This window comes from Salipiger bermudensis, from assembly GCF_017309175.1.
Taxonomy (GTDB): domain Bacteria; phylum Pseudomonadota; class Alphaproteobacteria; order Rhodobacterales; family Rhodobacteraceae; genus Salipiger; species Salipiger bermudensis.
On the sequence record NZ_JAEKJV010000011.1, the window covers coordinates 141,692 to 161,141 of the forward strand.

The following is a 19,450-nucleotide window of genomic DNA, read 5'->3' on the forward strand; positions in this document are numbered from 1 at the left end:
GTGGCGTGTGCTCGATGCGCGCTCACCGCCTGCGGGCAGGAAAAAGGCGCCACCCCATGAGGGGTGACGCCCGGGAAATGACCGCGGGATGGCGGTCAGTCGGGGATCAGAACCCCAGCGCCATGCCGTCCTTGCGGGTGTCGCTGCCGCCGGTGAGCGTGCCGGCCTTGCGGTCGATCATGATCGCCTGGCTGCCGCCGATCGGGCTGGTCTGGATGGCGAGCTTGTGGCCGCGCGCCTCGAGCTCGGCGCGGGCCTCGGCCGAGACGCCCGGTTCAAGCTGCAACTCGCCGCCGAAGCCGAAACTGCGCGGCGCGTCCATCGCCGCCTGCGGGTCCATGCCAAGATCGAACATGTTGGACAGGAACTGGCCGTGGCCCGCCGCCTGGTACTGGCCGCCCATCACGCCGAAGGGCATCACCGCCTCGCCATCCTTGCAGACCATGCCGGGGATGATGGTGTGCATCGGGCGCTTCATCGGCGCGATGGCGTTGGGATGGCCCTCAATCAGGCGGAACGAGGCGCCGCGCGAGTGGAACAGCACGCCGGTTTCGGGGTCGAGCCGGGTCGAGCCGAAGCCGTGGAAGATCGAGTTGATGAAGGACAGCGCGTTGCCGTCGCCATCCACCACGCAGAGATAGATCGTGTCCTTGTGCTCGGGCTCGTCCCAGAGCGCCGGTGCGCCCGCCTTGCTCATGTCGATGCGGGCGGCGAGCGTGTCGACCACCTCGTCCGAGAGCAGGGTCTCGACCACGCCCTCGCAGGTGGCCGGATCGCCGATCAGCGCGTCGCGGTGATGATAGGCGAGCTTGGCGGCCTCCGCATGGATGTGGATGCGGTCGGCCTCGGACAGGTCCGGACCCATGTCGAACTTGGACAGGATGCGCAGGATCAGCAGCGCCGCGAGGCCCTGGCCGTTGGGCGGGCACTCGTAGATGTCATGGCCGCCGAACTCGGCCGAGATCGGGTCGACCCAGATCGCGGCATCCTTGCCGGCATGGAAATCCTCCTCGGTCTGAAGGCCGCCGAGCGATTGCAGATGCGCGGCCATCTTCGCGGCGGTCTCGCCCTCGTAGAAGCCGGCGGCCCCCTTCTCGGCAATTTCGCGCAGGCGCGCGCCGATCAGCGGCTGGGCGTGCATCTCGCCGACCTTGGGCGCGGCGCCATTCGGCAGGAAGACCTTGGCGGCGTGTTCGTCCGCACCCACCTGCGCCGCGTGCTCGGCCCAGTCCATCGCCACGCGCGGGGTCACGACATAGCCGTTCTCGGCGTAGTGGATGGCGCGGGCGAAGAGCCGCTCGAGCGGCATGGAGCCGTGATCTTCGTGCAGGCGGCACCAGGCCGAGATCGCACCGGGGATGGTCACGGCGTGCGGGCTGGTCTGCGGGATCTCGTCGGTGAGGCCCGCGGCCTTCAGCGCCTCGACGGTGGCGGCCTTGGCGGCGCGGCCCGAGCCGTTGAGCGCCTTCACCGCGCCGCCCTTGGGGGCGTAGAGCGCGAAACAGTCACCGCCGATGCCGGTCATCAGCGGGTCGACGACGCATTGCACCGCAACGGCGCAGATCGCGGCGTCGACGGCATTGCCGCCGGCAGAGAGGATCTCGAGCCCGGCCGCCGTCGACAGCGGGTGCGACGTGGCGATCATGGCATCTGAGGCCAGAGTGCTGGGACGCCGGGCGGAGAAGAAGTCGAACATGGGTCTTTGTGTCCTGCTTTTGATGCTTCGGTTCCGTGAGTGATGTGTGGACCTTAGCGAGTTTCGGAGGCTTGCGCTTCCGTCGAAGTGAGCGGGTGAAGACATGCGACGGCCCGCCCGGCGCCTTGCTGACCGAGCTGCGGGTCACGCAGCCGGCAATCTTCCTGCGCTGCCGGGCAGCGCGAGGAGAAACGACAGCCCTTGGGCAGATCCAGAGGGCTCGGGATCTCGCCCGGGAGCGGCTCGGGGATCGGTTCGAAGAACCGTGGAGCCGCCGCCCGAAGGGCTGAGGAATAGGGATGCGCTGGCGTGTCCAGAACCGCATCCGTGGGGCCGGTCTCGACGATCCGGCCCAGATACATGATGGCAATCTCTTCGCAGAGATAGCTCGCCACGCCAAGGTCGTGGGTGATGAAGACCAGCGTCAGCCCCATGTCGCGCTGCAGGCTGCGCAGCAGCGTCAGCAGCTGCGCCTGGGTCGAGACGTCAAGCCCCGAGACCGCCTCGTCGGCCACCAGAACCGAGGGCTCCGAGGCCAGCGCGCGGGCGATGGCGACGCGCCGTACCTGCCCGCCGGACAGGCCCGAAGGGTAGCGGCTGGCGGCGTCGGTGGGCAGGCCCACCCGGTCGATGAGCTGCGCCACGCGGGCGGCTTCCTCGCCCTTCCTCACGATGTTGAAGTGCCGCAGCGGCTCTGCGATGAGCTGGCCCACGGTCATGCGCGGGTCGAGCGAGCCGCGCGCGTCCTGATAGACCATCGCCACGTCGCGGGCGAAGCCGGTGCCGCGGGCGCGCGCCTCGCGGATCGGCTTGCCGCGATAGAGCGCGCGCCCACCGCTGGGCGCGTCGAGCCCCAGCAGCACCCGCAGCAGCGTCGACTTGCCCGAGCCGCTCTCGCCCACGAGCGCCAGCGAGGCGCCCTGCGCGATGCTCAGCCGCACCCCGTCGAGCGCCTTGAGCCCCACGGTGTCGCGGCTGAAGAGACTGCGTCCCGGTTTCGGCACGGAGAATTCCTGCTCGACCTCGATCAGCTCGAAGACCGGCGGAGTGGGCGCCGTGGAGGGGCGCTTGGTCTGGGTCTGCGACATGATCATTCCGGGTTCCAGCAGGCAAATTGGTGATCGAGCGGGCCATCGGCCCCGGCGCGCGCCGGCTGCAGCGGAGGGGCCTCCCCGGCGCAGCGCGGCAGGGCGCGCGGGCAGCGGGTGGCGAAGCGGCAGCCCACGGGCATCTCGCTATGCGGCGGCACCGTGCCCTCGGGGGCGGTGATGTCCTTGGTGCCGATCTCGAGCACGCAGGACTTCAGCTGCTTGGTATAGGGGTGGCGGTGGCGTTCGAGGATGTCGCGGGCCGGGCCCGCCTCGACCACCTGACCGGCATAGAGCACCACGATGCGGTCGCAGGACTGGCTGGCCAGCGCCAGATCGTGCAGCACGAAAATGCAGCTCGCGCCGCGCGACTTGGTCTGCGCGAGGATCAGCCGCACGATCTGCGCCTGGATGGTCACGTCGAGCGCCGAGGTCGGCTCGTCCGCCAGCAGCAGGTCGGGATTGCAGGCCAGCGCGATGGCCACCATCACGCGCTGCTGCATGCCGCCCGAGAGCTGGTGCGGATAGGCGCTCATCCGGCCCTCGGGGTCGTTGATGCCGACCGAGGTGAAAAGCTCGATGGCGCGGCTGCGCGCCTCGGCCTTCGACAGCCCGAGATTGCGTCGCAGCACGGTGATCAGCTGCCGGCCCACGGTATAGGACGGGTTCAGGGCCGAGCCCGCATCCTGAAAGATCATCGACAGCCGGCGGCCGCGCAGCTTGACCATCTGGCGCTCAGACAGCGCCAGCAGGTCGCCGGCGCCCGTCATCTCGGCCGAGCCCTCGACCTTGGCGCCATCCAGCAGGCGCATCAGCGCCGTGGCGATGGTCGACTTGCCGGCGCCGCTCTCGCCGACGAGCGCGAGGGTCTCGCCCTCGGCCAGCGACAGCGTGACACGATCGAGGATCTTGGCCGCGCCACGATGCACGCTGAGATCCCGGAGGCTGAGGATCGGTTGGGTGACCATGTCCTTCATGCGCCCCTCCGGAGCTTGGGGTCGAATTCTTCACGGATGCCGTCGCCGACGATCGACAGCGCGATCAGCAGCAGGGCGAGCGCGAAGCCGGGCATCGCCGACATCCACGCGGCAAAGCTCACGAAGGCGCGGCCTTCGGCGATCATCAGGCCCCAGTCGGGGGTGGGGGGCGTGACGCCGATGCCGAGGAAGGAGAGCGACGAGGAGACGAGGATCGCCTCGGAGATGCGGATGGTGACCTGCACCGCCAGCGGAAAGATCACGTTGGGCAGCACGTGGCGCCAGATCACCTTGAGATAGGGGATCGACATCAGCGTTGCCGCCTCGACGAAGAGTTGCACGCGCACCTGCATCACGTCGGCGCGCACGGTGCGGGCGAAGGGGCCGATCATCGACAGGCCCACGGCGACGACGACCTTGTCGACGCCCTGTCCGAGGATGGCGATGAAGGCCACGGCGAGGATCAGCGACGGAAGCGCGAGGATCGAGTCGATGAGCCGCATCAGCGCCCATTCCAGCCAGCCGCCCGAGAGACCGGCGGCAAGGCCGATGACGAGCCCGCCGGCGGCGCCGATCAGCACCGAGAAGATGCCGATGATCAGCGCGTAGCGGGCGCCGTAGATCACCCGGCTCAGGATGTCCTGGCCGTAGCTGTCGGTGCCCAGCAGATGCGCCACGCTCGGCGCCTGCATCATCGCGTTGATGTCCTGCATCACCGGATCATAGGGCGCCACGTAGGGGGCGAAGATTGCCGCTAGGACGTAGCCGGCCGCGACGATCAGGGCGATGGTGAAGAACGGGCGCCGCAGGAAGATCGAGCGCCGGCCGGTCTTGGCCTTTTTCGGCGGCTCGGCGGGCGGCAGGGTGGTCGGGGCTTCGGGAGTCTGGATGCTCATTTCCGTGCCCTAAGCCGCGGGTCGAGGAAGGGATAGGAGAGGTCCACGAGGAGGTTCACTCCGATGAAGAGGGTGGCGGTCATCATCACGCCGGCCTGCACGACCATGTATTCGCGGCCCAGCACGGCGGAGGTCAGCATCTGGCCGATGCCCGGCAGGTTGAAGACCGTCTCGGTCAGCACCGTGCCCTGCAGCAGCACGCCGAGCTGAAGCCCGAGGATGGTGACCAGCGGCATGGCGATGTTGCGCACGCCATGCACCCAGATCACCCGCCACGAGGGCTCGCCGCGGGCGCGGGCGGCGGCGATGTAGGGCTGCTCCATCACCTCGATGAGGGTGGCGCGGGTCAGGCGCGTGATCATGGCGATGAAATAGGTGGACAGCGTCAGCCCGGGCAGGATCATGTGATAGATGCCGCCCCAGAAGTCCTGCCACGGCGAGACGTAGCCCATCACCGGGAAGATCTGCATCTTCACCGCGAAGAACCAGATCAGCAGGATGCCGAGCAGGAAGGAGGGAAAGGCGGTGCCGGTCAGGGCCAGCACCGCGGCGCCCGCGTCGAACGCGGTATCCTTCTTGACCGCCGACAGCACGCCCAGCGGCACGCCGATCAGGATCGCGAAGGCGAGAGAGAAGGAGGCGAGCGTCAGCGTGACGGGCAGCGCCTCCTTGAAGGCATAGGTAAAGATATCCGTCCGGGCGACATAGGATGTGCCCCAATCTCCCTGCACGAACCTCACCGCCCAGTCGGCATATTGCGCGAGGAAGGGCTGATCCAGCCCCAGCTCGGCGGTGAGCGAGTCATACGCCTCCTGCGAGAATTCCGATCCCAGCATGATCTGGATCGGGTCGCCCGGCGCCAGCTTCAGAAGTCCGAAGCTGGCCACCGAGACGACGAACAGGACGACAAGCGTCTGCGCGATCTTTCCCAGTGCCTGTCCCCACATCAGGCGAGGCTCACCGTGTGCAGGTTCACGAGGTCGGCGGGGATGTATTCGAAGCCCTGCACCTTGTTCGAGAACACCTTGTAGATCGGCATATGCGCCATGATGGCGATCGCCGCCTCATCCATGAGCAGATCTTCTGCCTTGTAGTAGAGCTCCTTGCGGGCTTCCGGTTCGAGCACGACCTGCGCCTGCGCGCAGAGGTCGTCGAAATCGGTGTTGACCCACTTGCCGAAGTTCCACGCGCCGTCCGAGCGGAACTCGGGGTAGAGCGTTTCGTCGGGGTCGAGGTCGGCCACCCATTCGAAATCATAGAGGTCGAAATCGCCCTCGTTGCGGCGTTTCACCCAGGCGGCGGGCTCGATCAGCTCGAGGTTCGCCTTGATGCCGATCTGGGCCAGCATCGGCGCCACGGTCTGGGCGACGCGGGTGCCGACCGGACCACGCTCGGCCATCATGTAGGTCACCTCGACCTCGCCCTGGTTCGCAGCCTTGGCGCGGAATTCCTTGGCCTTCTCGAGATCGAACCACTGGCCGCGGCCCGAGGTCGCGATGTCGGGATCGAAGAAGTCGGTCATCGGCGGGGAGATGGGCGTGTAGGCCTGCTGGGCGCGACCGAAATAGGCCTGCTTTACGAGGGTCTCGCGATCCAGGGCCCAGGCCACGGCGCGGCGCAGGTTGATGTCGTCGAACGGGGCGCGGGCGCAGTTCATGCCGACATAGGTGTAGTTGCCTTCGATCTCGCCGTAGAGCGTGGCGTTCGGGAAGGCGTCGACCTGGTCCACCAGCTGCATCGGGCAGTCGGTCATGCCGTCGATCTGGCCGGCCATCAGGGCGGCAAGCGCGGTAGAGGCCTCGTTCATCAGAACGAACGTGACGCGCTCGAGCTTCGGCATGCCTTCTTCGAAATACTCGGTGTTGGCTTCCAGCTCGATGGCATCGTTCTCGCGCCAGGAGACGAACTTGAACGGGCCGGTCCCGACCGGGTTGCGGCCATAGTCCGCACCGTATTTCTGCACGGCGGCGGGGCTGACGATTGTGCCGGCACGGCCGGTGGAGCCGTTCAGCGCCACGGGCAGGAACGCGTAGGGCTGCGAGAAGTGCAGCTTGAAGGTCAGGTCGTCGACGATCTCGACCTCGTCGAGAAGCGCCAGCTTCCAGGCGTGCGGCGACTTGGGCTCGCCTTCCTTGACGCGCAGAAGCGAGAACTTCACAGCTTCGGCGTTACACGGTGTCCCATCATGGAACATCACGCCGTCGCGCAGCTTGAAGACGTGGGTCTTCTCGTCCTCGAGGTCCCAGGTCTCGGCGAGATCGGGCTCGAAGGTCACGTTGGTGCCATCATAGGCGATCTTGAGGAGACCGTTATGGATGTTGTTGATGATCTGGATCGCCGACAGGAAGCCGGTGAAATGCGGGTCGAGCGTGTCGATGACCTTGATCGACGCGATCCTGAGGTGACCGCTCTGCTGGGCGCGGGCGATGCCCGGCGCGCCGGTCGAGGCGGCTGCGGTCAGAAGGCCTGCGCCCATCCCCTTGAGCACGGCCCGGCGACCGAATCGCGCCGAGAGGCGCTCGGCCAGAACCTTCTTGTGATCTACCTTCTTCATTCTTTGTCTCTCCTGTTGGCATGGTCTCCTCCCTTTTTCTCCATAGAGGCCAGTGCCTTTGTCGCGGCCCGGTTGGCTCCGGATCTCGCCCGCCTCGGTCTGGTTTCGAGGCGTTTTTGTCGATGTCTCCCTAATCATGCGACGTTGTTATGAATTCAACTTGCTGGGACATGTATACATATGCAAGATAAAAGTGTTCCAAACGCGGAAGGCGGACGACAGATGTCTATTCGCACGGCAGAAAACATTTTCGAGACGCTGGTCGACGGCATTGTTGCCGGGCGGATGCCTCCGGGTGAGCCGCTGGTCGAAAAGGCGCTGGCCGAGCAGTTCGGCGTGTCCCGCACCCCGGTGCGCGAGGCATTGCACCGGCTGGAGCAGGCGCGCCTTGCCGAGCGCGGTGCGCGGCGGGCCTTTTTCGTGCGCCAGATGGCGCCAGACGATCTGGCCGAGCTGTTCGAGGCGGCGGGCGAGGTCGAGAGCGGGCTGGCGGCTCTGGCGGCCAACCGCATGAGCGAGATCGAGCGCCGCAAGCTCGAGGCGATCCTCGCCGAGGGCGACGCCTGCGACGATCCCGAGGCCTATGGCGCGATCAACGCCCGCTTCCACGACACCATCAAGAGTGGCGCGCGCAACGCCATCCTCGCCGCCACGCTCGACGAGCTGAACCTGCGCACGCTGGCGTGGCGTGCCGCCAATTTCCACGAAGATGCCTCCCGGCTCGAGACCTCGCGGGCCGAACATCGCGGCATCACCGAGGCCATTCTCGCGCAGGACGCCGAGACCACGCGACGGCTGATGCGCAGCCACGTGGCCTCGTCCTGCATCGTATTGACCGACATCCTTGCCCGTCGGGCGGAGTGATCCGCGCCGTTGCCGCCCTAGCCATTCTGGAGACCTAAATGCCCGATCTGACACTGACGCTGGAACTGCTGCTTTTCATGGTGGTGATCGGAGGGTTTGCGGGTGTGCTCGCGGGGCTTCTTGGCGTCGGCGGGGGCATCGTTCTGGTGCCCGCTTTCTTCTTCACCTTCCAGGCGCTGGGCTATGACGGGCCGCAGACCATGCAGGTCTGCCTTGCCACCTCGCTGGCGACGATCATCGTCACCTCGCTGCGTTCGGTGGTCAGCCACAACCGCAAGGGCGCGGTCGACTGGGACATCCTCAAGGGTTGGGCGCCGGGCATCGTGATCGGCGCCATCATCGGCGTGCTCGCCGCCTCGGCGCTGAAATCCACCAGCCTGCAGGTGATCTTCGGGGTGCTGGCGCTGGTGATCGGTGCCTACATGACCTTCGGCAAGCGCAGCTGGCGTCTGGCCGAGGCGATGCCGAGCGGCGGCAAGCAATACATCTATTCCCCGGCGGTGGGCTTCCTGTCGGTGCTGATGGGCATCGGCGGCGGCAGCTTCGGCGTGCCGCTCATGAGCCTGCACAACGTGCCGATTCACCGCGCCGTGGCGACCGCCGCCGGCTTTGGTGTGCTGATCGCGGTGCCCTCGGCGGTGGGCTTCCTGCTGCTGACCATCGAGCCGGGCTCTCGCCCGCCCTTCACCATCGGCGCGGTGAACCTGCCGGGCTTTCTGGTGGTGATCGCCATGACCCTGCTGACCGCGCCCCTGGGCGTCAAGCTCGCCCATGCCATGGACCCGGCGCCGCTCAAGAAGCTCTTCGGCGCCTTCCTGATCCTCGTGGCGCTCAACATGCTGCGCAAGGCGTACATGGGCTGAGCACCGCCGCCGCTGCCGATGCTTCGAGTTGCCGCATGGCCCTGCCGTGCAAACAGCGGTTGCTGCGGGCCTCAGAGTGGATACCGTATCCCGGAGGGTGCGGCCCGGTTTGCCGGGCATCAGATCTGAGCAGAGCGACCCCGGCGTGATGCCGCCGCGCGATCCGCGAGGGGCCGCCCGGTGGAGCCGGAGCAGAGGCAGGGCAGATGGCGGCGCGACAGGAACGGATCGAGTTCGGTCTTTCTGAGACAGGCGCGGAGGCGGTGCTGAGTCTCTCGGGTGCGCTGTCGATCCGCACCGTGAGCGGATTGCGCCGGCGTCTTGCCGAGCAACGCTTCGAGCGGCCGCTGGTCGTCGATCTTGCCGGGGTCGCGCGCATCGACACCGCCGGGGCGTGGCTGCTGGTCGATCTCGAGGCGCGGGCGCAGGCCGCCGGCGGCAGCTTCGGGCTGCGCAACGTGAGCGACACCACCGCCTTGCTGCTCGACAATGTCCGCCAGGCCCGTCCCGAGCGTGAAGACCGTCCGGCTGCGGCGCGCGGCATTCAGGCGCTGCTCGAGCAGATCGGCCGCGCGGTGGTGGGCGGCCTGCGCTACTTTGCCGACCTGACCGGGTTTCTCGGCCTGTTCCTCGCGCGGCTCGGGCGGGTGCTGCGCCATCCCTCACAGTTCCGCCTCACCGCGCTGGTGGCGCATTGCGAGGATGTGGGTCTGCGCGCCGTGCCGATCGTGGCGCTGATGTCGTTCCTGATCGGCGTGGTGCTGGCCTTTCAGGGCTCCGAGCAGCTACGCCAGTTCGGCGCCGAGGTCTTCGTGGTCGACCTGATCGCCATCTCGGTGCTGCGCGAGCTGGGCATCCTGCTCACCGCGATCATCGTGGCGGGCCGGACAGCCTCGGCCTTCACCGCTGCCATCGGCTCGATGAAGATGCGCGAGGAGATCGACGCGATGCGCACGCTCGGGCTCGATCCCGGGGTGATGCTGTTCGTACCGCGTATTCTTGCGCTGCTGCTGATGCTGCCGATCCTCGGGCTGATCGCCGATTTCATGGGGCTCTTCGGCGGCGCGCTGATGGCGTGGCTCGAGCTTGGCATCTCGCCCTCGATGTTCGTCACGCGGCTGATCGAGGGCACCGGCGTCGGGCATCTTCTCGTGGGGCTGGTCAAGGCCCCGGCCTTTGCGCTGATCATCGGCGTGGTGGGCTGCCACGCGGGGATGCAGGTCAAGGGCAACGCCGAGTCGCTGGGGCGGATGACCTCGGGCGCGGTGGTCGCGGCGATCTTCGCGGTGATCCTTGCCGACGCGCTGTTCTCGGTGTTCTTCGCGAAGGTGGGCATATGAGCAAGGCAGAGCGAGACGCGGTGATCCGGGTGCGCGGGCTGAAGACACAGTTTGGCAGCCACGTGGTGCACGAGCATCTCGACCTCGACGTCTATCGCGGCGAGATCCTCGGCGTGGTCGGCGGCTCGGGCACCGGGAAGTCGGTGCTGCTGCGCACCATCACCGGTCTGCAGACCCCGGCGGCGGGCGAGATCGACGTGTTCGGCGTCGACGTGCTGGGGCGGGGCGCCGGGCGCGACAGCCTCGACGACCGCTGGGGGGTGATGTTCCAGGATGGCGCGCTGTTCTCGTCGCTCACGGTGCGCGAGAATATCGAGGTGCCGATGAAGGCGGTGCCGGGGCTGGCCCCCGACATTCGGCGCGAGCTGGCGGATCTGAAGATCTCGATGGTCGGGCTGCCCTATCTCGCCGGCGACCTCTATCCGTCCGAGCTCTCGGGCGGGATGCGCAAGCGGGCGGGGCTTGCGCGGGCGCTGGCGCTCGATCCCGAGATCGTTTTCCTCGATGAGCCCACGGCGGGGCTTGACCCCATCGGCGCGGCGGCTTTCGATACGCTGATCCGAAACCTCAGCCAGTCCCTTGGACTCACGGTCTTTCTCGTGACACATGACCTCGACACGCTCTACGCGATCTGCGACCGGATCGCCGTGCTCTCGGAGCGCCGCGTCCTTGTGACCGGCAGCCTCGCGGACATGCTCGAGGTCGACGACCCGTGGGTGCGCGAGTATTTTCACGGACCGCGCGCCCGGGCGGCGTTTGCGGACACCGCGACAGGCACGGAGGACTGAGGCATGGAAACCCGCGCCAACTATGTGCTGATCGGGGCGTTCACGCTGGCGGGCTTTCTCGCGATGCTGGCGGCCTTCATGTGGTTCGCCAATATCCAGCTCGACCGCCAGTTCGCCTATTACGACATCGACTTCCCGACCGTCTCCGGCCTGTCCGATGCCTCTGACGTGCGCTTTTCCGGTCTGCCGGTGGGGCAGGTGGTCGATGTGCGCCTGTCGCCCGAGCGCGACGGAACGGTGCGGGTGCGGATCGAGATCGGCGCCGACACCCCGGTGCGCGCCGACAGCGTCGCCACCATCGAGGCGCAGGGCGTGACGGGGGTGTCCTATGTCGGCATTTCCGCCGGCACGCCCGAGGCGCCGCTGCTGGCCGAGGTCTCGGACGACGACGTGCCCAATATCGAGGCCGGTCAATCGGTGCTGCAATCGCTTACCGAGGACGCGCCGCTGCTGGTCTCCGAAACCTTGCGCGCCGTGCAGGACGTGCGCCAGCTCTTCGGTGACGAGAACCAGGCCAAGGTGCAGAGCATCCTCGACAATATAGAGGACTCATCGGTTGCCTTCGCGCAGGCGCTGGATGATTTCTCGGCGGTCGGTGGCTCGGTCGCGACCTTCGCGGATCAGATCGACCGCTTCAACAACACGCTCGACTCGGTCAGCCGCGACGCCTCGGCAACGCTGGCGGATGTGCGCGAGGCGGTGGTCTCGGTGCGCGATCTCTCCGAGGAGGCGCGCGAGGTGCTTGAGCAGGGCGGCGGCACGCTGGAGCGCGCCGACAGCGCCATCGGGTCCGCCGAGCGCTACGTTACCGACCAGCTTGGCCCGGCGACCGAACAGCTGCAGCGCTCGGTGGCCGATATCGAGACCCGCTTCGCCGCGCTCAGCGACAGCGCGGGCGGGCTGGTCGAGACCTTCACCGAGACCGGGGAGACAGCGACGCAGCGCCTGACCGAGGCGCGCGAGACACTGACGGCCACCAACGAGATGATCGCCAGCATCGGGGCCACGATGGAGAGCGTCGATGGCGCGGCGCAGAGCGTCGACACGCTGATCGTGGGCGACGGAACGGCGTTGGTGGCGGAGCTGCGCGAAGCCACCGCGCAGGCGACGCGCGTCATCGAAGAGGTCGGCGCGGTGGCCGAGACTGACCTGCCCGCGATCATCGCCGATATCCGCAGTGCGACCGACACCGCCTCGGGCGTGGTGTCGCGCGTGGGCGAGGACCTGTCCTCGGCCTCGGGGCAACTCGACGATCTGGCACGCAACGCGGGCGAAACGCTCGACAGTGTGCGCGTGACATTTACCAATGCCAACGACACGCTCTCTGCCATCAACGTGGCGCTCGAGACCGGCGACCGCGCCTTGCGGGCAGCCGAACAGGCCTTTCAGGGCGCCGACCGGGTGGTGAACGAAGAGGTGGCGGGCATCGCCGAGAGCTTGCGCGCGACGCTGGCGCAGCTCGAGACCGCGGTGGCCGAGGTCGCGGGCGAAGTGCCCGGCGTCACCGAGGAGCTGCGCGCCGCCAGCCGCTCGGCACAGGCCGCCTTTGCCGAGATCGAGACGGCGGTGGGCCAGAGTGCCCCGGCGGTCAGCGCCTTCGCCACCGATGCGTTGCCGCAGTTCGGGCGGCTGGCTGCCGAGACGCGGACCCTGATCAACAACCTCGATGACCTGGTCGAGCGGCTCGGGCGCGATCCCGGCCGCTTCCTGCTCGACCAGCGCGCCCCGGAATACGGGCGATAAGGAGATGACCCCCATGCTGCGCCTGATCCCGATCTTGTTCGCTGCCGCCCTCACCGGCTGTGGCGCGCTCACCGCGCTCGAAGAGGCGTCGACCCCACTCGAGGTCTACGAACTGCGCACCCCGGAGGTGGTGCAAAGCGGTGCGCGGCGCGGCGTGGAGGTGATCGTCGAGGAGCCGCTCGCCAGTGGCTCGCTCGCGACCGAGCGCATCATGATCCGCCCCTCGCCGCTACAGGCGCAGTACCTGCCCGGCGTGCGCTGGGCCGATCCGGCGCCGGCGATGCTCCAAACGATGCTGGTGCGCAGCCTGAGCGAGACCGGCGCGCTGGGCTCGGTCAGCCGCCGGCCCGTCGGCCCGCGCGCCGATTACGCGGTGCTGGGCGAGCTGACCGATTTTCAGGGCGAAGCGATGCAGGGGGCCGAGACCGGGCTGGTGCGGGTACGTTTCGTGCTTCGCGTGGTGCGCGAGGGCGATGCCCGTGTCGTGGCGACCCGAAGCTTCGAGGCCACCGAGCTTGCCGCCGCGACCGATCCCGACAGCATTGTTGCCGCCTTCGACAGCGCCACCTCGCGGCTGCTGCCCGAGGCGGTGGCGTGGATCGTCTCGCAGGCCCGCTGAGAGGCCCGCGGGCGCACTGCCCCGAGACCTTAATCTTCGACCGCGCGCGATCGCCGAGGCGTGGTACGAGGCCGGGCCCCGGGGGCGTTGCCTGTGGCGGCGGTGGACGGGCCTTACTCTATCCCGATTGCCGCCCGCGCCAGCCCGTCGAGCAACTCGTGGATGGTCTGCATCTCGCCCTCGGGGAAGGCGCGGAAGCCGATGGTTGTGGTCTCGGGCGCGTCGTGGCGCACCATGACGAAGATGTCGTAGGGGCAGAACATGATGTTCATCGGATCCGCCTCCATCACCTGTCGCGAGAGTTGCGCCGAGCAGAAGCTGTAGACATCCGCCTGATCGTAGAGAACCACGTCCGAGCCGACGTCCTCGCGCGTGCGCTCGAGCATCTCGCCCACGTGGCTGACATGGTCGACCACGAGGCCAGCGTCGATGATCGCGTTCTCGAGCCCGAAGGTCACGTCGTCGAAGCTCTGGTCGGTGTCATAGGAAACGACATCGGCGGCCAGTGCCGGCGCGGTGCTCAACACGAGCGCTGCCATCCATTTCATCATCTCTCTCCTCCCTTTCGGTTGCCGTCCCCGGCAAGCGTTGTCACTGTGGCGTCAGGACTCGCAGGGTATGCGGGAGGCGGCTATCATGCAAATGAATGAATACGTGAGGATGTGACCATGGGTGCGGCAATGTATGCGCTTCAGGTGCTGGCACTGGTCTTTGTCGCGGTGGTGGGGATCGGCGTCTTCGTGGCGCTGGCGCTCTATGTCATCGACTCGGTGCAGTCGAACGACGCGATCCGCCGCAACTACCCTGTGATTGGCCGCTTCCGCGGCCTGTTCACCAAGCTGGGCGAATTCTTCCGCCAGTATTTCTTTGCCATGGACCGCGAGGAGATGCCGTTCAACCGGGCGCAGCGCGACTGGGTCTATCATGCCACGAAGGGCAAGGATAACACCGTCGCCTTCGGCTCGACCCGCAACCTCAACATCCCCGGCACGCCGATCTTCGTCAACGCGGTGTTCCCGCCGCTCGACGACCAGTTCGCCACCACCGACCCGATGGTGATCGGCCCGCACGCGCGGGTGCCCTACCTGGCCCGGTCGATCTACAACATCTCGGGCATGAGCTATGGCGCGATCTCGAAGCCTGCGGTCGAGGCGCTGAGCAAGGGCGCCTGCGAGGCGGGGATCTGGCTCAACACCGGTGAGGGCGGGCTCTCGCCTTATCACGAGGCGGCGTCTTGCGATCTGGTGTTCCAGATCGGCACCGCCAAGTTCGGGCTGCGCGACGAGCAGGGCCGCGTCGACGACGACAAGCTGCGCGCCGTGGCTGCCAACCCGCAGGTCAAGATGTTCGAGCTGAAGCTGGCGCAGGGGGCCAAGCCCGGCAAGGGCGGCATTCTGCCGGGCGAGAAGGTCAACGAGGAGGTCGCGGCGATCCGCGGTCTCAAGGTCGGGCAGGCGGGGATCTCGCCCAACCGTCACCCCGAGATCGACGATTTCGACGATCTGCTCGACATGATCGGCCATATCCGCGAGGTCTCGGGCAAGCCCGTGGGCTTCAAGACGGTGATCGGCTCGTCGGATGCGTGGGAGGATCTCTTCAAGCTGATCAATGAGCGCGGCAGCGAGAGCGCGCCCGACTTCATCTGCATCGACGGCGGCGAGGGCGGCACCGGCGCGGCGCCGATGCCGCTGATCGACCTCGTTGGCATGCCGATCCGCGAGGCGCTGCCGCGCATCGTCGACCTGCGCGACCGCTACGGTCTCAAGGACCGCATCCGCATCATCGCCTCCGGCAAACTGGTGAACCCGGCCGACGTGGCCTGGGCGATCTGCCTCGGCGCGGATTTCGTCACCTCGGCGCGCGGCTTCATGTTCTCGCTTGGCTGCATCCAGGCGCTGAAATGCAACCGCAACACCTGCCCGACCGGCATCACCACCCATGACCCGCATCTTCAGCAGGGGCTGGTGGTGCAGAACAAGTACAAGAAGGTGGCGAACTACGCCAAGGGCGTCATCAAGGAGGTTGAGACCATCGCGCACTCGGTGGGTGTCTCGGAGCCGCGCCAGATGCGGAGGCGGCACGTGCGTATCGTGCAGGCCGATGGCAGCTCGATCCCGTTCAACAAGATCCGGCCGAGCTACCAGGCCGAAACCGCGCCGCCTCAACACGGCGCCTGAGCCGGGCGGCGGGTGTTGCCCCGCCGCGAAAAGCGCGGCAGGGCAACGGGATCAGGCCAAGATCATCAGGCCAAGATCATCAGGCCAAGATCATCAGGCGTGGATCATCCGCCCGGCTTTCATCTCGGCAAAGACGTCGCGTTTGCCTTTGCCCTTGCTGCCTTTCGCGCGGGTTTCCTCGAGCTCCTTGTTGAGCCGGGCGATCTTGGCTTCGCGCCCGAACAGCGCCTCGAGGAAGATCTGCTTCACCACGCTGACATGCTTCTTGTCCTTGAGGTTCAGCTTCTTCGCGGCCTCGGTCGCGGCCTTGTTGGGGTCCTTGTAGCCGGTGAGGCGCGCGCAGTGATGATCGACGAAAATCTTGCTCTTGAAGAAGGCCGGCACCGCCTTGCCCTCGAGCAGCTTGCTGCAATGCTGCTCCATGAAATCGATCACCTTCTTGTAGTCGGGGTTGTCCCATTCCTCGATGCCGAAGGCGAGATCGGCGATCTGCTGCATCTTCGGCGACATCTGGATCTTGTGGCTGGCGTTCTTGGCAAAGAACATCTGGTAGCGCACCGCAGGGCGCGCGTCGGCGGTGACGTATTTGAAATAGGCGTCGTATTCCTTGTTGCCGCGCAGGAATTCGTTGAAGGCGCGGACCAGTTCGGTGTCGCGCTTGATACCGGCGATGGTGGTCGGGTAGGTCACGAGGCCAGCTTTATAGGGCATTGGGGCTTCCTTTCATAAGCGGCCACGAGCCGGGCCGGGAGGGGAGGGAGGCGGTTGCGGGCCGATGATCTGCCCTTGGCCGCGGTGTTGTGCCGGGTAAGTGCGGGCTCGCGCCGAAAAGGTTCATCGCTGGGCAGCGGCGCGGGCAGCGGAATTGGGCAGAGGCATCGGGCGGGGCAATGTTTCAGCGCCCGAACGTGAACGTGAGACGCTTTGCTTTGGCAGATGCGCATCGCTCGCATACCTTTTGTCCAAGCAAGCAAAGGAGTTTTCCCATGGCCGGCCGCTACAAGAGTCCGCTGACCGCATCCGACGTCACCCCCGAGCACGCCTGGCTCAACCGCCGCCAGCTGATGGCCGGTGCCGCCGGGCTCGGTCTGGCCGGTCTCGCCGGCAGGGCGGGCGCAGCGCCGGGCGATCTCGAGCCCAACGACTGGGAAGAGATCACCAGCTACAACAATTACTACGAGTTCGGCACCGGCAAGGAAGATCCCGCCCGCCATGCCGACCAGCTCACCATCGACCCCTGGACGGTGCGCATCGACGGTCTGGTCGACCGGCCCGGCGACTATGCCTTCGACGACATCATGTCCCAGATGACCATCGAGGAGCGCATCTACCGCTTCCGCTGTGTCGAGGCCTGGTCGATGGTGGTGCCGTGGAACGGCTTCGAGCTCGCCGACCTTCTGGATCTGGCCGGGGTGCAGCCTTCGGCGAAGTATGTCGCCTTCGAGACCGTGCTGCGCCCGGACGAGATGCCCGGCACCGCCTACAAGGTGCTCGATTGGCCCTATGTCGAGGGACTGCGGCTCGACGAGGCGGTGCATCCCCTCACCATCATGGCCACCGGCATCTACGGGCGCGACATCCCGAAACAGAACGGGGCGCCGCTGCGGCTGGTGGTGCCGTGGAAATACGGCTTCAAATCGATCAAGTCGGTGGTGCGCATCACCCTGACCGACAGCGAGCCGCCGACCGCGTGGAACAAGGCCAACGCGCGCGAGTACGGCTTCTATTCCAACGTGAACCCCGAGGTCAGTCACCCACGCTGGTCGCAGGCGACCGAGCGCGAGATCGGCGGCGGGCTGTTTTCGCCCCGCAAGCCCACGCTGATGTTCAACGGCTATGCCGACGAGGTGGCTTCGCTTTACGAAGGCATGGACCTCGCCCGGAACTTCTGAGGCGCAGTGCTCGTGTCAGAGCCCCATGCGATAGCGCAGGCTCCGGTGATGATCCGGCGCGGCATGGGCGTTCTGCGCGGCGATGGCCCGCATCTCGGCGATGAAGGTTTCGCGGCCACTCAGGTACTTGGGGATGTAGAGATGCGGCTGATCGGCAAAGCTCAAGACCAGCGCCGGCCGGTTCGGGTGCATCTCGATCCCGGTCAGTCCCGAAAGCTGCCGGGTCTGGGGGCGCGGGTCGACGCCGTAGCTGCGGATCTCGCGCCGGTCATAGGCGACGCGCTGCACGAAGAGCAGCATGGCCGTCGAATAGGCCAGCCCCGCCCCGATCACCAGCTTGAGGATTCGCGCGCCTTCCGGAAGCGCCCAGCCCACCGACTCCGTCAGGGGCGTGAGGTCCACATATATAAGCATCAGCGCCGCAAGGATCGGTCCGCCGATGCGCAGCCCCCAGGGCGGGCGCAGCACGGTGCGAAAGTCCTCGGTCGTCGCGCGCGAGGGGAAGGCGGCAGAGAGCACCGAGAGCCCGACATCCTCGAGGCTGTCATCCTGCGCGAAGACAGAGGTCTCGCCCTTGGATTTTTTCCAGAGCCGGAAGGCGATGGTCAGAAGCACGGAGGCCCCGATGCCGCAAACCGCAAGCAAGAGCGTGTCATCAATCATGTGGTCGATCCTCAATTGATCCGCCTCCGGGATCGCAGGGGAATATGGACCAGGTGGCGCGGAATTCGGGTAAGTTGAAGACAATGCAAAGGAGTGGCCGCACCATGCTGGTGGATCGGATCAACAAGGGGGCGCGGCGGGTGCCGAGCTGGCTCGTCTACCTGCTCTTGGCGCTGCCCGCGCCGTGGCTCTTCTATAGTGGCGCCACAGGCGGCCTCGGCGTCGAGCCGATCAAGGCGCTCGAGCACGAACTAGGCGAGTTGGCGCTGCAACTGCTGATCGCGGGGCTCTGCATCACGCCGCTGCGCCGTCATGCCGGGGTGAACCTGCTGAAGTTCCGCCGCGCCGTGGGGCTGATGGCCTTCTTCTACGTGGCGCTGCACCTCCTGGTCTGGCTGCTGCTCGACATTCAGGACCCGGCCCGGATCTGGGCCGATATCGTCAAGCGCCCCTATATCACCGTGGGCATGGCAGGCTTCCTGCTGTTGCTGCCTTTGGCGCTGACATCGACCAATGGGGCGATCCGGCGCCTTGGCAAGCGCTGGCGGCAGCTGCACCGGCTGGTCTACGCGGCGGCGCTGCTAGGCGGGCTGCACTTCGTGATGCTGGCGAAAGGCTTCCAGATCGAGCCACTCCTCTATCTGGGGGCGACGGTCGTCCTGGTGGCGCTGCGGCTCCCGGCTCTGCAGCGCCGCGTGGCCCTGCGCAGCTGAGGGTCTCCCGTCCGGCTCATCTTGGCGCCCCCGACTCGTCCGAGTCGGGGGCGCTTGCGATTCAGGGGGGGACTCGGGTGAGTCCGGGGCTGACTCGGCCGGATTCTGGATGGATCTGTGGATAGGTCTGTGGGCAGCCCGTCCCCTAGTGCGGTGACTCGCTTGAAGCTGTTGGTGTTGCCGTTGGGTCAGGGTGTTTCGTTGTGGTGTTGGGCGAGAAAGTTTGCCCATCAAGTCATTGATATCATGTGATTTGTGATGTTCTTTTGGAAGAACATGACGTTTTCCTAAAAAAGGGGTTGCGGGTGTCGGGGGCTATCCGTAAAAGCCCCTTCACCGGCGGCGCTGAGGCGCACGACGGGGCGCCAGACGGGGCGGCGGCGAGGCGGAGACGCGGAGCTGACGCAGACGAGGCGGCAAGACATTCGAGAGGTATGACGGGCGGGCGCGCCGGAAGCTAGGGCGCACTGGTCTGGTTTTGTCTCTCACGCTGTTTGACATCGCTAGTATCTGAAGAGATATGTGGGCGACCTTGGTTCATTCGATGGATCAAACGTCTGTATATCGCGCTTCTAGG

The 19,450-nt window shown here is 66.7% G+C and carries 18 protein-coding genes; 9 read left to right on the forward strand and 9 right to left on the reverse strand.

The window, feature by feature from the left end; genetic code table 11:
- Window positions 1-106: 106 nt before the first annotated feature.
- The 6 genes from JF542_RS15855 to JF542_RS15880 are packed head-to-tail and all read right to left on the reverse strand — an operon-like array spanning window position 107 to window position 7,211.
- On the reverse strand, window positions 107-1,696 hold the full coding sequence (locus JF542_RS15855) for a gamma-glutamyltransferase family protein (RefSeq protein ID WP_207076546.1): 1,590 nt from the start codon (window positions 1,694-1,696) through the stop codon (window positions 107-109).
- Window positions 1,697-1,749: 53 nt separating this feature from the next.
- A complete protein-coding gene (locus JF542_RS15860) occupies window positions 1,750-2,784 on the reverse strand; it encodes an ABC transporter ATP-binding protein (protein WP_242533786.1) in 1,035 nt (344 codons plus the stop codon).
- A 2-nt stretch (window positions 2,785-2,786) separates the two neighbouring features.
- Window positions 2,787-3,761 (reverse strand): ABC transporter ATP-binding protein, encoded by a 975-nt coding sequence (locus JF542_RS15865; RefSeq protein ID WP_207076548.1) that lies wholly within the window; start codon window positions 3,759-3,761, stop codon window positions 2,787-2,789.
- Window positions 3,758-4,657, reverse strand: a complete 900-nt coding sequence (locus tag JF542_RS15870; protein WP_207076549.1) for an ABC transporter permease — start codon at window positions 4,655-4,657, stop codon at window positions 3,758-3,760. The genes JF542_RS15865 and JF542_RS15870 overlap by 4 nt, the downstream gene beginning before the upstream one ends.
- On the reverse strand, window positions 4,654-5,604 hold the full coding sequence (locus JF542_RS15875) for an ABC transporter permease (protein ID WP_207076550.1): 951 nt from the start codon (window positions 5,602-5,604) through the stop codon (window positions 4,654-4,656). The genes JF542_RS15870 and JF542_RS15875 overlap by 4 nt, the downstream gene beginning before the upstream one ends.
- Window positions 5,604-7,211, reverse strand: a complete 1,608-nt coding sequence (locus JF542_RS15880; protein ID WP_007796213.1) for an ABC transporter substrate-binding protein — start codon at window positions 7,209-7,211, stop codon at window positions 5,604-5,606. The genes JF542_RS15875 and JF542_RS15880 overlap by 1 nt, the downstream gene beginning before the upstream one ends.
- 222 nt (window positions 7,212-7,433) lie before the next feature.
- Here JF542_RS15880 and JF542_RS15885 point away from each other — a divergent pair, with 222 nt between their 5' ends.
- From JF542_RS15885 to JF542_RS15910, 6 genes are all read left to right on the forward strand, one after another.
- On the forward strand, window positions 7,434-8,075 hold the full coding sequence (locus tag JF542_RS15885) for a GntR family transcriptional regulator (RefSeq protein ID WP_207076551.1): 642 nt from the start codon (window positions 7,434-7,436) through the stop codon (window positions 8,073-8,075).
- Window positions 8,076-8,113: 38 nt separating this feature from the next.
- Window positions 8,114-8,938, forward strand: a complete 825-nt coding sequence (locus JF542_RS15890) for a sulfite exporter TauE/SafE family protein (protein ID WP_207076552.1) — start codon at window positions 8,114-8,116, stop codon at window positions 8,936-8,938.
- Between the two features lie 206 nt (window positions 8,939-9,144).
- On the forward strand, window positions 9,145-10,278 hold the full coding sequence (locus JF542_RS15895; RefSeq protein WP_207076553.1) for an ABC transporter permease: 1,134 nt from the start codon (window positions 9,145-9,147) through the stop codon (window positions 10,276-10,278).
- Entirely contained in the window at window positions 10,275-11,066 is a 792-nt protein-coding gene (locus JF542_RS15900; RefSeq protein ID WP_207076554.1) for an ABC transporter ATP-binding protein, read from the forward strand. The genes JF542_RS15895 and JF542_RS15900 overlap by 4 nt, the downstream gene beginning before the upstream one ends.
- A gap of 3 nt (window positions 11,067-11,069) precedes the next feature.
- Complete coding sequence (locus tag JF542_RS15905; RefSeq protein ID WP_207076555.1) at window positions 11,070-12,809, forward strand: MlaD family protein; 1,740 nt, start codon at window positions 11,070-11,072, stop codon at window positions 12,807-12,809.
- 13 nt (window positions 12,810-12,822) lie between these two features.
- Window positions 12,823-13,428 (forward strand): ABC-type transport auxiliary lipoprotein family protein, encoded by a 606-nt coding sequence (locus JF542_RS15910; RefSeq protein ID WP_207076556.1) that lies wholly within the window; start codon window positions 12,823-12,825, stop codon window positions 13,426-13,428.
- A gap of 113 nt (window positions 13,429-13,541) precedes the next feature.
- On the opposite strand, the gene JF542_RS15915 is transcribed toward JF542_RS15910, so the two are convergent.
- Entirely contained in the window at window positions 13,542-13,979 is a 438-nt protein-coding gene (locus JF542_RS15915) for a DUF302 domain-containing protein (RefSeq protein WP_207076557.1), read from the reverse strand.
- Window positions 13,980-14,096: 117 nt separating this feature from the next.
- Here JF542_RS15915 and JF542_RS15920 point away from each other — a divergent pair, with 117 nt between their 5' ends.
- Window positions 14,097-15,605 carry an FMN-binding glutamate synthase family protein gene (locus JF542_RS15920; protein WP_207076558.1) on the forward strand — a complete coding sequence of 503 codons (1,509 nt, stop codon included), beginning with the start codon at window positions 14,097-14,099 and terminating at the stop codon, window positions 15,603-15,605.
- Window positions 15,606-15,698: 93 nt separating this feature from the next.
- Here the strand turns inward: JF542_RS15920 and JF542_RS15925 are convergent, their stop codons facing one another.
- Window positions 15,699-16,316 carry a hypothetical protein gene (locus JF542_RS15925; RefSeq protein WP_007796259.1) on the reverse strand — a complete coding sequence of 206 codons (618 nt, stop codon included), beginning with the start codon at window positions 16,314-16,316 and terminating at the stop codon, window positions 15,699-15,701.
- A gap of 275 nt (window positions 16,317-16,591) precedes the next feature.
- Here JF542_RS15925 and msrP point away from each other — a divergent pair, with 275 nt between their 5' ends.
- A complete protein-coding gene (gene msrP, locus JF542_RS15930) occupies window positions 16,592-17,497 on the forward strand; it encodes a protein-methionine-sulfoxide reductase catalytic subunit MsrP (RefSeq protein ID WP_207076559.1) in 906 nt (301 codons plus the stop codon).
- A gap of 15 nt (window positions 17,498-17,512) precedes the next feature.
- Here msrP and JF542_RS15935 read toward each other — a convergent pair whose 3' ends face one another.
- Complete coding sequence (locus JF542_RS15935) at window positions 17,513-18,160, reverse strand: hypothetical protein (RefSeq protein WP_207076560.1); 648 nt, start codon at window positions 18,158-18,160, stop codon at window positions 17,513-17,515.
- Between the two features lie 104 nt (window positions 18,161-18,264).
- On the opposite strand from JF542_RS15935, the gene msrQ reads away from it, so the two are divergent.
- Window positions 18,265-18,873: a protein-methionine-sulfoxide reductase heme-binding subunit MsrQ gene (gene msrQ / locus JF542_RS15940; RefSeq protein ID WP_207076561.1), complete on the forward strand. Its 609-nt coding sequence runs from the start codon at window positions 18,265-18,267 to the stop codon at window positions 18,871-18,873.
- Window positions 18,874-19,450: the final 577 nt, after the last annotated feature.